Consider the following 14,165-nt stretch of genomic DNA (forward strand, 5'->3'; position numbering starts at 1 on the left):
CGCATGTTCCCCAGCCCCAATGGGCGCCATCGGCGCAATCATAGGCACCCCACCCTGCTCGGACGCATCCTGCTCTGGATGATCGTGCCGCTGTTCATACTGTGGTCGATCGGCATCCTCATTACCTATTTCATCTCCCTGAATCTGGCCAATTCGCCCTATGACCGTACGCTGGCGGGTCACTTGCGGCTGCTGCGTCATGAAGTCGAACTGCAGCACGTACAGGGTGGCACGTTCCAGATGTCCGATACCGCCCGCAACGTGCTGGCAGGCAGCCACGAAGAAGAACCGACGCGCTGGCAGGTTCTCGATGCCAATGGCCAGCTTCTGGCCGGCGACCCGGGCATCCCGATACCCGATGACTGGGGTTACGACATCGACCAGATCCGCTTTCGCAATGCCACGCTCGATCATCAGGCCATGCGCATCGCGTATATCTGGGGCGGACGCGATCTCGACGGCACCGGTTTCCTGGCGGTCGTGGCCGAGCCGGCCGAAGCCCGTGCCACCCTGCAGCAGGAAATCCTGACCGGCATGCTCACGCCGCAGCTCATCATCCTGCCACTGGCCGCCATGCTGGCAGGCCTGGGACTCACCCAGGGCCTCGAACCGCTCAGCATCCTGCAGGAGCACATGCGGCGGCGCAAGCCCAGTGACCTGTCTGCAATTCGTGATGATCTGGCACCGGCAGAAATCGTGCCGCTGATTGCGGCCATGAACGACCTGCTGCGGCGCCTGGCTGATTCAATCGACTCGCAACGCCGCTTCGTGGCCAATGCGGCCCACCAGCTCAAGACGCCGCTGGCGGGCATACGCACCCAATGCGAGCTGGCCCTGCGCGAAAAGGATCCGGAACAGACCCGCATCAGCCTGCAGCAACTCATCGCCGGGTCAGAACGGGCCACTCGTCTGGTCAACCAGCTGCTCCTGCTGGCGCGTGCAGAGTCGCACCAGACCGAAACCGATCAGGCGCATGAACCGTTCGATCTCCATGCACTGGCCGAAGGCTGCACCTCAGACTGGGTGCCCACCGCCTTGCAGCGCCAGATCGATCTGGGCTTTGACGGCGCCAACGAACCGTTGCCAGTCTTCGGCAATGCCCTGATGATTCGTGAACTGCTCAACAACCTGATCGACAATGCCCTGCTGTACACCCCCGCTGGCGGCCAGGTCACCGTGCGCGCACTCCTCGATGGCGACCAGGTCTGCCTCGAAGTGCAGGACAACGGCCCGGGCATTGCACCCGCAGAACGCGAACGCGTCTTCGACCGCTTCTATCGGATCCTGGGCCAGGACGCCGAGGGCAGCGGCCTGGGGCTGGCGATCGTGCGCGAGGTCACCGAGCACCACAAGGCGGAGATCCGTTTCCTGCCCTGTGGCAACCATATCGATCCCGCCAGTGCCGGCACCCGGCTGCGCGTTTCGTTTCCGCGTGACCTGCAAGGAACCCGGACATGAATCGAGCTTTTCGAACAGCGCCTGAAACGGCCAATGACGCCCATCGGCCCATGACCTACGAAGAGCGCCGCGTCATTCTTGCCTCTTCCATGGGAACCGTATTCGAATGGTATGACTTCTACGTCTACGGTTCGCTGGCGGCCGTCATTGCCCAACACTTCTTTACCGAGCTGAATCCCACCACGGGTTTCATCTTCGCCCTGCTGACCTTCGCTGCCGGTTTTGCCGTGCGCCCATTCGGCGCGCTGGTGTTCGGCCGCCTGGGCGACATGGTGGGCCGAAAATATGCCTTCGTGATCTCCATCCTGATCATGGGCCTGTCCACCTTTCTGGTCGGCGTGCTGCCATCGGTGTCCTCGATTGGTCAGGCGGCGCCCATGATTCTGCTGTTGCTGCGCCTTCTGCAGGGTCTCGCCCTGGGGGGCGAATACGGCGGTGCAGCGGTGTATGTGGCCGAGCATGCGCCATCCCATCGGCGCGGTTTTTTCACGAGCTGGATCCAGACCACGGCGACGACCGGCATGTTCCTGTCACTGGTGGTGGTCCTGGGCACACGCGGTGTCCTGGGAGAAGAAGCGTTTGCCGATTGGGGCTGGCGTATTCCGTTCCTGATTTCGGTACTGCTGCTGGTGATTTCGGTGTGGATCCGCCTGCGCCTGCATGAATCGCCTGCGTTCACACGCATGAAGTCCGAAGGGCTGGTCTCGCGCGCACCCATCAAGGAAGCGTTCGGACGCTGGCGCAACCTGCGCCTGATTCTATTGGCGCTGCTGGGTCTGACGGCGGGGCAGGCCGTGGTCTGGTACACCAGCCAGTTCTATGCTCTGTATTTCCTGACCGAAAGCTTGCGAGTGGACGCCAATACCGCCAACTTGCTGGTGGCACTCGCACTCATGCTGGCCTGCCCGTTCTTCCTGTTCTTTGGCTCGCTGTCCGATCGCATCGGACGCAAGCCCATCATTCTGGCAGGCTGCCTGATCGCCGCCGTCACGTATTTTCCGGTATTCAAGGGCCTGACCCATTATGCCAACCCCGCACTCGAGCGCGCCCAGGACACGGCACCGGTGCAGGTGGTATCCGATCCCGCTGACTGCTCGCTGCAGTTCAACCCCATCGGTCTGGCCTCCTTCACCAGCGCCTGCGACCTGATCAAGACCTTCATGGCCAACCATTCGGTGAATTACGTCAACCAGCCGGCACCGGCCGGGACTGTCGCATACGCCCTGGTCGGCAACCAGCGCATCGACAGCTTCGATGGCGCGCATCTCAGCCGCATCGAATTTGCCGAGCGCAGTACCCAGTTGCAGCAGGCACTGGCTCAAGCCGTACGCAGCCACGGCTATCCGGACCGTGCGGATCCATCCCGGATCAACTACATCATGGTCCTGCTGCTGCTGTTCTTTCTCGTTTTCCAGGTCACCATGGTATACGGGCCGATTGCCGCGATGCTGGTCGAAATGTTCCCGACGCGCATTCGCTACACTTCGATGAGCGTGCCCTATCACATCGGCAACGGCTGGTTCGGCGGCTTCCTGCCCCCCGTGGCCTTTGCCACCGTGGCAACGACAGGCAACATGTACGATGGTCTGTGGTATCCCATCATCGTCTGCACCATGACGCTGATCATCGGCACCCTGTTCGTGCGCGAAACCCGGCACAATGACCTCGATGCACCATGAAGGCCTGCGTGTACAATCAAGCCCCTCACTTCCGGCCACCTGACCCGATCATCTGGCCCGGCCATCCGACCCTCTCTCCCGCTGATTGCCATGTGGTTCAAGAATCTCAAGCTGTACCGTCTCACCAGCCAGGCTGCACTCTCACCCGACACCCTTGAAAGTGCGTTCGAGCCCCTGATTTTCAGACCGGGGAGCAGTCAGGACAGCCAGGTATCGGGCTGGTTGCCGCCCCGGGAAGACGGCGCTCTGGTGCACTCGGCACACGGGCAATGGCTGCTGCGCATGCATACCGAGAAGAAGTTGCTGCCGGCCACGGTCATCAACCAGGCCAGCCAGGCACGTGCGCAGGAGATCGAAGGTCAGCAAGGGTATCGGCCTGGCCGCAAGCAAATGAAGGAAATCAAGGAGCAACTCACCCTCGAACTCCTTCCACGGGCCTTCGTCATTGCGCACGATACCCGGGCCTGGATGGATACTGTCAACGGCTGGGTGGCGATCGATGCAGCCGCCAGCGCGCGCAGCGACGATTTCCTGGGCCTGCTCGCCAGGACGCTGACCCCCTTCCCCCTCATGCCCCTGCACGTGCAACTGTCGCCGGCCGCGGCCATGACGCAATGGCTGCTCGATGATGAGCCACCCGCCGGTTTTGTCATCGACCAGGACACCGAGTTGCAGGCCACCAATGAAACGCGGGCCACGATACGCTACGTACGGCATACGGCAGATCGTGATGAAGTGCGCCGGCACATCGAGCAGGGCAAGCAATGCACGCGTCTGGCACTGACCTGGAATGACAGGATCTCGTTTGTGCTCACCGAAAGCCTGGACATCAAGCGCCTGGCGCCCCTGGATGTGCTCCAGGACCACCAGGACGCCCAAGCGGCCAATGAAGCGGAACGCCTGGACGCGGATTTTGCCCTGATGACGGGCGAACTGGCACGCATGCTGGATGATCTGGTGGCCGCACTGGGCGGCCTGAAGGCGGCCTGAAGCCAGGCTCGGGCCGGCTTCAGATCAAGCCCGGAACGACTGCAGGCCGGCCCCGCGGGCCCTGGATCGCCGCGACCCAGGCCTGATATGGGCTGCGGCACGGGTGCTCAATACATGCCGTGAAACACGCTGTCATCAGGCCCGATGTGCGAGGGTGGGACCCACGTCACGTCGCGCATCGAATGCTGCACCAGACCTTCCACCCCCAGGAGCACGGCGAAAATGGCCATGCGCACCGGGATGCCATTGTCAGCCTGCCTGAAAATGGCCAGGCGCGCGTCATGATTGAGGTCGGTACTGAGATCATGAGCCCCTTCGCGGCTGTCGCGCGGCAAGGGATGCATCACGATGACATCCGGGGCACAACAGCGATCGATGATGCCCCGGCCCACCTGGAAGGCCTCGTCATAGCCTTCGAGCGTTTCGCCCGCAAAGCGCTCTTTCTGCACTCGGGTGGCATAGACCATATCGGCCCCCTGCAGGCCCTTCTGCAGATCGTGGGTCTGTTCGATGACATGGCCGTTGCAGCCTGCCTTTTCGAGCAGATGGGCTGGCATCTCCAGCCCGGGCGGGGAGACCAGCGTGAACTTCAGGCCGCGGTACAGTGCCAGCAGCTTGATGAGCGAATGCACGGTACGGCCGTATTTCAGATCACCCGCCATCACCACGTGCGCACCATCGAGCAGTTTGCCCAGGCGCGAGAACTCGGTCAGGATCGTGTAGAGATCCAGCAGAGCCTGGCTGGGGTGCTCACCGGCCCCATCGCCCCCATTGACCACCGGAATATTCGTGGCCGCGGCAAATTCAGCCACCGACCCCTGCTCGGGGTGGCGAATCACCATGGCATCGACGTAACCGCTCATCACCCGGCTGGTGTCATAGATCGATTCGCCCTTGGCCATCGATGAAAAAGTGAAGCCCGTGGTGTCGCATACAGACCCTCCGAGCCGGCAGAACGCCGCGCCGAAGCTGACCCGCGTCCGCGTACTGGCCTCGAAGAACAGGTTGCCCAGCACGGCGCCTTCAAGGACTCGGGATACCTTTTGCCGGCGGGCAATGGGCTGCATCTGGTCGGCGACCTGAAACAGTTCTTCGACCGATTCACGACTGAACTGATCGACGGACAACAGCTGATGCTTGTTGTCGATGGCGATCCGGTCTCGCAGCGGGCCTGTCTGGGCGGTTTGCGCATATTTCTGCAACAAGGCGTCGTTTTCCACGATCTCGGTCACGAAACGCCCCACCACCTCTGGCATGGCCCGTGATTCCTGGGATCCTTCGGGCAGCAGCCAGGTATCCAGCGCACGCCGTTTCACCCCGATGCGGGCTGCAAAAAGGTCTCGCGTCAGATTCAGGCGCCGCATGGCATCCCGCAGAAGGACTTGCTGGGCAATCGCCATGATTCTCTCCAATGTACGCAATGCGCAGATTTTAGCGAATTCCGGCCACCGCGCGTGCAATACGTTCTGCCTCGAACAATGAATCAAAAGAAAACACCAACTGCTGCTCACGGATGGGGGCCGCGTACCGGGGCGCCGCCAGCAGTTCCTGACCCACGACCAGCGCCAGCCGCAGGCCCGGATGTGCCGCCGTGCCAGCCCGTACTCGCGCGAGACCCCGTTCGGCAAGAATCAGAACCAGCCGGCCACCCTGCCCCTGGCCTTCGAGAACCCGGATACCCATCAGGTCCGAACGGCGGATCAGTGGCTCCGGGCGCAAATACAGAGTGCCGGCAGGCTGCAGGGCCACGGGTACCCAATCGGCCCGCGGATGTACATCGGCCAAGTACACACCCAGATCACTGGCGGTCGCGTCAGCAGCCGGATCAGCCGCCCGCAAAGCCTTGCCCGGTACCAGCAGCAGGCACATCAGGAACAGACAGGCTGTCACGTACCGGGCCCGCAGGGGGCCCGCTTCAGGGCTGAACAGGTAGAACAACTCGATCTCCATGAACATCGAATGACGCCGCACGTACGCGAACGCGGGCGTGTTCGAGCCTGCGACCCCGGGAGTCGTACAGTTCGAACTCATGCGCCCCCGGAACCGGGGCCCACCACGTCGCCACGCCCTCGGGCGAATCCGGTACGGCCGAACCGTCGACTCGCCACGATACGTCGTCGACCGGCCGGCCCTGAACATCCACAGCGCGCAATCGCTGACGCTGACGAGACCATGGAATATCCGGGTCAAGCGCCAGAACACTGCCAGCCACTGGCTCGGCCATGCGCGCGGCCTGATCAGCGGACGGGGCATGCGCAAACACCGCCTGGGCCGTATCACCCAGAAAATACTCCTCGCGCGGCGGCTCGGAGGCGGAGCCCGTACCGATGGCCTGCACCACGAGCCCGCCGGGTCTGGCGGGCGGCACGGACGGCCTGCTGCGATGCAGCCAGGCCAGGATATCGTGCCATATGGGGCCTGCGCCGGTCACCCCGGACACCCGGCGCATGCTGGCCCCCGCGCTATTGCCCACCCAGACACCGACCGTGTAATCGGCCGACCAGCCGATACACCAGTTGTCGCGCATGTCCCGGCTGGTACCGGTCTTGGCGGCCGACCAGAACCGCGTGGCCAGCGGGCTGTCGAGCCCGAAGGTACGCACGCGGGCCTCGCGATCCGCGAGTATGTGCCCGACGAGCCAGGCCGCTTCGGCGGAGTAGATGGCCACGCCACCTCCGGGCTGCGCGTGTGCGGCACGCTGCAGGACAATGGGCGCGAACACGCCGCCCCGGGCCAGCGTACGGTAGGCATTGGTGAGTGACAGCAGGCTGACATCCGCGGAACCGAGCGCCAGACTGTAGCCGTAATAGTCCCCTGCCTCGCGCAGCGGCAGCCCCAGGGCCCGCAACTGCCGGCTGAACGGTTCTGGCCCGATCATCATCAGCGTGCGCACTGCAGGTACGTTCAGCGAGGCGGCCAGCGCCTGGCGCACGCTCACCCAGCCGGCAAAATGATGATCATAATTGTCTGGAATATAGAGCCCGCTGCCCGCCTGCAAATCCAGCGGACTGTCATCCAGCAGCGAAGCGGCCGTCAGGCGCTGCTGATCCAGGGCAAGCCCGTACAGGAACGGTTTCAGGGTGGAGCCGGCTTGCCGCAGGGCCAGCGCATGATCCACCTGACTGGCTGCGGACAGACGGGCACCGGACGAGCCCACGTAGGCGAGCACGGCCCCCGTACGATTGTCGAGCACCACGACAGCGGCGTCGGTGACCCCGGTGCCGCGCAGGTCACCCAGGTGGCGGCGCACGGCGGCCAGCGCATGCTGCTGGAGATCGGCCCGCAAGGTCGTGCGTACGCTGGCGCGCGTTGCATCTGGCCCGTGCGCCAGAACATAGCGTGCCCAATGGGGGGCGAGCGCCGGCGCACCCTGGCGGGGGCCCTGCGCGCGGGCCAGCACGGATCGTACGAAAGCCGGCAAGCCGATGCAATCTGCCGGCTGCCCCAGCTCACGCAGCAGGTGGCAGGCGCGCTCGACCAGCACCTCGGCGGGCGCATTCGGACCGCGCAGCAGTACCGCCGCCAGCGCGGATTCTCGCAGCGTCAGGCCCGCAGCCCGCTTGCGAAACAGCACCCGCGCCAGCGCATCGACCCCGACCAGCTCGCCGCGCCAGGCGGCCTGGTTCAGGTAGGCCTCGAGAATCCGGGCTTTGGTCCAGCGGGTTTCCAGCTCGCGGGCGTGCTGCATCTGGCTCCACTTCTGCAACACGCTGCGACCGCCGGGACCACGTTGCAGGTCAGGATCGAGAAGCGCCACCAACTGCATGCTGATGGTGGACGCGCCACGACGGCTGTGCGCTCCGAGCAGAGACCAGGCCGCCGAGGCACTGGCCAGCCAATCGACCCCATGGTGGGCCGCGAATCGATGATCTTCGGACGCAATCACGGCATGCTGCAAAGCGGGCGACACTTGATCCAGGGCAACCCAATCGCCACGTCGGCTGGAGAAATCCACACGGACCCGCTGCAGTTCAACCCCCTCGGCAGACAACACGCGCACATCGGAGGGCCGCCAGGCCTCGCGCACGGACGGGTAATCCGGCAGGGCCGCCAGCGCCGTGGCCGGCCAGACGGCCCACAGCAGCAGTATGCAGACCCCCCTCACGGCATGGGCTCCACCCGGAAGGGCTGGTTTGGAACGCTGCCTGATACATCGGGCTGATACAGTGCCTCGGCCCGGCTTGCCGGCAAGTGGTAAACCCCCGGCACATTCAGCCGCACCACATAGCGAAGCACCCGGGTGCCCGGTGGCAGCACGTCGAAATAGGCGCGCCAGGCATCGGGCGCGCGTTCTGTCCAGGCGGGCTCGATGACATCGCTGTCGGCCGAGCCGGCCGCGGCGCCCGACCCGATCGCCGAGTCTCTGCCCAGGCCACCGCCCAGAATGCTGGCGCCGGCCGGGATCGGATCGCTGACCGCGGTCCAGCCGCGCCAGTCGCTCGAATGCAGCGTCAGAACCACCCGGTAGATATCCCCAACGGACCAGTGGCCCTCGACGGCCTGGCTGACGACTTCGACATGCCGCTCCAGACGCAGGCCCGCGTCAACCGGATCCGCATGTGGCACGGCCGCCAGCGCGAGTACATTTGCCCAACCGGAACCGGGCGACTGCTGCAGCATGGACAGATGCCCCTGCCCGCCGGCAGGCCAGGGCAACCACAGCGTATCGCGATAGGCACCGTCCTCCCAGGGCAGATCCGACCAGTCGAACACCTGGTCGGACGAGCCGCCAAGAGCCAGCCGTACCCTGCCCTGCCCCGGGCGCGTTTCAGCCAGCTGAGCGAACCGGTTGACAGCCAGCAGCCCGAGTGCATTGGCTGGCGTCGTGGCCCAGGCCCCATTGCGCTGCCAGGCCAGCAGCCCCTGCAGCAGCAAGGGCCAGTCGGCGCGCCAGCCAGGCAGATCCAGTGTGTTCCAGAGCAGACGTGCCTGTACCGTCGTGACATCACTCATCAGCCACCAGCCGGCATTTGCGGACTCATCGGCCACTTGCAATGTGCCGCCATGACGCCGCAGGCGCGCCCGCAGGATCGCCTGCACGGCAGTCAGCCGCTGATCCCGGCGATCGAGCTGCGGCACATGCTGCAGGATGGACAGCCAGGTCACCAAGGCAGCCGTGGGCCAGTCATCGATGACCAGATCGAAGGTATCGAGCATGCCAGGCTGCCAGGCCTGCCAGAGGCTCAGGGCCTCTACTGCAATCAGCCGGCGCCAGAATGCGTCATTCGCCGGCGCCCAGGCCTGATCCTCGAGGCGTCCGAACACAAAGTCCTGGAGGCCGGCCAGCATGCGCTCGCGGGCGGTGAGTGGCAGTTCGTATGTCCAGCCCAGCAGGCGCGCCCGGGCAGCCACCTCGAGCACGTAAGCCGTCAGGGCCACGCTGCCGCGACCGCCCGGGAAATAGGCCAACAGGCCGCGCTCGTCCTGGAACGACGGCAAGCGCTGCATCAGGGCCTGCCAGGCTGCCGTATCCTGGATCCCCAGGGCACGCGAGCCCAGCTGTTCAAAACAAGTGTAGGGATAGCGCCTGAGCCAATCCCGGACCCCCGGCAAGGCGCCGGCCAGGCTGGACTGCAGGCCAATCTGCAGCCCACCGCGCAAGTGGCCGTTCACCACCAGTGCACCCGTGGGTGCCGCCACCGGCAGGGACACCGGCCGATCGGGCTGCAGGGCAAGCAGGCTGGCCTGCTGCACGGTCACGGGCACGGCAGCCAGCAATTCCTGTGTGACCAGAATGGCGTCCTGGGCGGACACTGCACTGTCCGCCCCGGTTTCGGCCGTGAACTGCCAGCGCAAGAGTGCGCGCTCGGCCTGGCCGGGCAACCAGGGCGCCTGCCATGCCCAGGACAGCTGTTGCGAGGCCCCCGCCGGCAGCGTGATGCGCTGTGCATCGAATTCGGCACCGGCCTGCCCGTCGTCGCCCTCTACACTGGCCCGTACGGTCAGCGCCATGGACGACCGAGTCCGATTGAGCACCGTGATCCCGGCCTGGATCTGATCCTGTTCCCGCACCACCTGGGGCAGCCCTGACACCAGCTGCAGATCCTGTGTGGTGGTGATGTCGGCCTGGCCGATGCCAAACTGGTCTGCGCCCAGATCGACGACCGCCACAAGGCGAAAACGCGACAAGGCATCGTTCAGCGGCACATCGACCCAGGCTTCACCCTGCCCATCCAGAACGCGCTCACCCTGCCACAGCAGCCGGGTATCGAACAGCTCGCGCGTAGCATTGAAACCGCCCCCGCCACCTGCAGCCACGGCCTTGCGGCCATAGTGCCGCCGGCCCACGACCTCGGACTGCCCCGTGGCGGTCTGCACGCCATGAGCCCGCTGCATCCGCATGGCATCGAGCACATCCCAGCTGGCGTTGTCCTGCAATTCGAGCAAGGCCTCATCGACAGCGACAAACGCCAGACCGGCCCCGGCCGCCGGGCTGCCGTCCGCCCGCCGGGCCTGTATCCGCACTCGGGCTGTGTCGCGCACCGAGTAGCTGGCACGTTCGGGCTGCACCTGAACATCAAGCTGGTCTGCACCGCTCAGCACCTGGATGCCGGCAATACCGTAACGGAACGCCGGCCGGGCCAGATCGACCAGGCCTGTCGGGCGCGGCGCATCGGCCACCTGCTGGTCGCGGGCATGCCACCAGGCCATGGGATCACGCCACCCCCACTGGACCAGACTTGCCCACGGGACCGAGCGCACGCGACCGCGCACAGCCAGGACCGACACATACACATTGGGCCCCCATGCCGCATCGACCGGCAAGCGGATCACAGGCGCATCACCGTCCAGTTCGACCACCTGCGCCTGCAAGACCCCTTCGCGCTCGACAGCCACCAGCGCCCGGGCCTGCCGAAACGGCATGTGCACCACGAATTCAGCCATCTCGCCAGCCCGCCACGTCTTGCGCGCCGGAATCACATCCATGCGGTCATGATCGCCGCCGCCAGACCAGAAGCCATCGCCCCAGACCCATTGGGTGACGGCCGCACGCGCAACGCGGCCCTTGCTGTCTCGGGCGCTCGCCTGCAGTTCGACTTCACCTTCGTGCTCTGCTGAAATGGCACATTCAAACTCGCCCTGGATATCGCTCAGCCCCGTACACAACGTGCCCAGGGCGCTGTCCTGAACCTGGGTATCGTAGGTGTAGAAGCCGCCCACCAAACGCTTGCGGGTGGAATATCGGGTGCGCAAGCGCCCATCCAGCTGTACGGGCACCCCGGCCCGTGGCTGGCCATCGGCGCCGAGAACCTGCAACCTGACAGGCGTCTCGTGCCCCCGGGGCAGCCAGCGATCGGCCCGGATGCCGACGATGACGTCGGCCGGCCATACGTCGACACGGTTTGCGATGGTCTGCACTTCACCTGCCGGATCGATGAACGAGGCCTCGAACAGCCAGGACATGGGTTCCGCCGTGGCCGGCACCGCACCGACATCGATGCGTGCAAAGCCCTGCGCATCGAGCTGTACAGGCTGCTTGTCGAGAAACAGATGCCTGAACCGGCCCTGGCCCTGCCCTGGTGTATCCAGGGCAAAGCCCTGATCACCAAAGACATAGCCGGAATCGCCGGCAGGTTCAGGCGTCCGTGCCTGGGCCACGGCGGACAGTGTGGCGGCCAGCTCGCGCGCCGGCCCACCCGAGATCCATTCCAGTTGCAGGTCCACCTGCAGCGCGTCGGGAGCCACCAGAAGAGTCTGATCCGCACCATCGGCCCAGACCTTGAGCGAGCCCTGCAACAGCGGCAATTTGAACGACTCGACGCGGAAGTGCCCCGCTTCGAGATCCGGCTGCCAGCCTGCGGCGCCCATGTCCAGCGGCATTGCAGGGCTCAGTTCTATGGCGTATTGCCCTGGGCGCGCAGATTCGGCAAGCGGATAATCGAGCACGGCATACACGCCGCCACCGGCATTCATCTGCCAGGCCACAGGCAGGCTGGTGGCTTCTCCCGAGCCCACATGACGGATCGTCACGGTATCCGGCAAGCGCCTGTGCAGCGGGCTGCGCAGACCGGAGCGCGTCTGCTCGCGCACGAACAGCTTCATGGACACGGTATCCCCGGTGCGCACCAGGCTGCGATCGAGCACCGCGTGAGCCACCAGGTCAGGCGTGACCTGATGGCTGAAGGGGATGTCGAAGCGCCAGGGCTCGATGCCTCGATCCCACGTCGACCAGGTGAACGAAAAATCAGCCTGGCCATGTGCCATGGGGTGTTCTTCGGCAATCCGGGCGCTCGCCATGACCCCCGACAGTCGCGTACCTTCACACCAGGCGTCCGCAGGCACGGGCGTTTGCGCATGCCAGAGCCCCTGCGCATCGGTCACGCCGCCCAGCAGGCGATGGCCATCGCAGGACAGCACGGACACCTGTGCATCGGGCACCGGCAGGCCCTCATCCAGGGTGGTGACCCAGATCAGCGTATCGTCGCGCCCCGTCTTCAAATGAACCGACAGGTTGGTCACCAGCACGGCAGAACGTACGTACATCAGGGGCGCTGCCGTCTGCCCATCTGCGGCCTGCGGCTCGGCCAGCAACGCCTTTCCAAGGCGTGGCGAGGCAATTTCAATCACGTGCAGGCCGGCCTCGGCCACGGGGATTCCCAGCATCTCGATATCCGGGCCATCGTCATCGGACAGCGCGGGCAGATGCACTGCGCGCGGCTCATCCGTGGCGCCGTCGAGTATGGACAGGCTGCGCACATCGACGAGCGGCTCGTCTGTGGCGGCCTCACGCATCGGACGCAGCGCCAAACGGTCGGCAAGCTGCGCCGACGTCAGCTGCCCTTCCTGAAGGCCCTGAACACGGGCCAACCACTGCAGGGCCCGCACCTCGTCGCGCACCGTGAAATCCCGGACCGTGCCGGCAGAGACCTGCAAGTCGAGTGCACTCAGGCCCGGCCCCGCGCGACGCAGGGCCACAGGCACCATGGGCGTCTGCATCTGCGCCGGGGGACCCTCGGCAAAGCGCTCGACGATGCCGAACGGACCAGACGCAAATTTGACCAAAGGGGGCAAGGCGTCCATCACGATGTCCATGGGAAACCGGTCTGCGTTCTCCAGGCCGCGACCCATGTCGTCGGACAGGCCCTCGGGAAACTCGAGCAGCAGATGGCTGCCTTCTGGAAATGGGGGCTCGAAGCGCACATGCTCCAGCCATGTGTCACCCGGAAAGGCGCCCGGTGCGAACTCGCTGGCCTGGCGCGGCCCATCGGGGGTCTGCAGGATGATGCGCTCGGCCTGCGCACGCGCGATCGGGCTCGAAAACCACACATTCAGGGCAGACAGCGGCAGGCAGGGCGCCCGGGCCGTGGCGCGGGTACAGCCAAGCGTCGCGCGAAACGGTTCGCGAACCTGAAAGGTGTCCTGCAGCCCGACTGCAGACACCATCGGCACACCCCCTTCGGCAAGCACCGCCGATACCCCGGGCTGCAGCACCAGGCGCACACGGGCACCGGGCGGCAAAAGCCGCTTGCACTGCACGATGCGCGCATCGGTCCGCTCCGGGCCATCGTCTGCCCAGCCCAGCGCATCGAGCAGGCGCTCGCGGTCGACCCCCGTGATGAGCCGCACAGGAACGGCTTCACCCAGCCCCTGAACCTCACAATACGTGTGGCTCAGCAGTGAAGCATCCTGCACCGCGGTATCGAACCGCAGCACAAAGCTTTGATCTTCGGCAATCGTGTGCGCCCAGGGCCATGCCAGGCGGGCACGAGGCCCGTCCGTACCGGACATCTGCCCAGGCCGTTCGAGCACCTCGCCCTGGGGCGCAACGCCCACCACGTCGGCCGCCATGGCGCCTGCAGAAATGCAGAAGGCCAGCAAGGCAAACCATTGACGGATGGACCCTGTTCGCATGCCGCGGCTCCTGAAGTCACGCTATCGAAAGCAGGTTACCATTCACGTACCGCAGCGTCATGTCAGTCGATTCCAATCCGTAGATGAGTCTGAACTTGGTAGCTGGCAGCCTGTGTTGATGTGTGCAGCCGCCAACCTGTGGGTAGACGGTGGGTAACGCCGTAGGCGTTGTCCGCGGGCTATCCA

General features: G+C 65.2%; 7 protein-coding genes. 3 read left to right on the forward strand and 4 right to left on the reverse strand.

The genetic code is table 11. The annotated features are described in order from the left end of the window. Window positions 1-3: 3 nt before the first annotated feature. From WCY17_RS01000 to WCY17_RS01010, 3 genes are all read left to right on the forward strand, one after another. Complete coding sequence (locus WCY17_RS01000) at window positions 4-1,458, forward strand: sensor histidine kinase (RefSeq protein WP_372700295.1); 1,455 nt, start codon at window positions 4-6, stop codon at window positions 1,456-1,458. Then, complete coding sequence (locus tag WCY17_RS01005; RefSeq protein ID WP_372700296.1) at window positions 1,455-3,137, forward strand: MFS transporter; 1,683 nt, start codon at window positions 1,455-1,457, stop codon at window positions 3,135-3,137. Before WCY17_RS01000 ends, WCY17_RS01005 begins: the two co-directional genes overlap by 4 nt. 90 nt (window positions 3,138-3,227) lie before the next feature. Next, a complete protein-coding gene (locus WCY17_RS01010) occupies window positions 3,228-4,127 on the forward strand; it encodes a recombination-associated protein RdgC (RefSeq protein WP_372700297.1) in 900 nt (299 codons plus the stop codon). 107 nt (window positions 4,128-4,234) lie between these two features. On the opposite strand, the gene WCY17_RS01015 is transcribed toward WCY17_RS01010, so the two are convergent. From WCY17_RS01015 to WCY17_RS01030, 4 genes are read right to left on the reverse strand one after another with little or no spacing between them, the layout of a single operon-like run. Then, window positions 4,235-5,527 carry an aspartate carbamoyltransferase gene (locus tag WCY17_RS01015; protein WP_372700298.1) on the reverse strand — a complete coding sequence of 431 codons (1,293 nt, stop codon included), beginning with the start codon at window positions 5,525-5,527 and terminating at the stop codon, window positions 4,235-4,237. A gap of 31 nt (window positions 5,528-5,558) precedes the next feature. Continuing rightward, a complete protein-coding gene (locus tag WCY17_RS01020; RefSeq protein ID WP_372700299.1) occupies window positions 5,559-6,077 on the reverse strand; it encodes a hypothetical protein in 519 nt (172 codons plus the stop codon). Further along, entirely contained in the window at window positions 6,043-8,232 is a 2,190-nt protein-coding gene (gene pbpC, locus WCY17_RS01025; protein ID WP_372700300.1) for a penicillin-binding protein 1C, read from the reverse strand. Before pbpC ends, WCY17_RS01020 begins: the two co-directional genes overlap by 35 nt. Further along, complete coding sequence (locus tag WCY17_RS01030; RefSeq protein WP_372700301.1) at window positions 8,229-13,979, reverse strand: alpha-2-macroglobulin; 5,751 nt, start codon at window positions 13,977-13,979, stop codon at window positions 8,229-8,231. The genes pbpC and WCY17_RS01030 overlap by 4 nt, the downstream gene beginning before the upstream one ends. Window positions 13,980-14,165 lie beyond the last annotated feature (186 nt).

The sequence above is a fragment of the Castellaniella sp. genome (assembly GCF_041677825.1).
GTDB lineage: Bacteria > Pseudomonadota > Gammaproteobacteria > Burkholderiales > Burkholderiaceae_B > Castellaniella.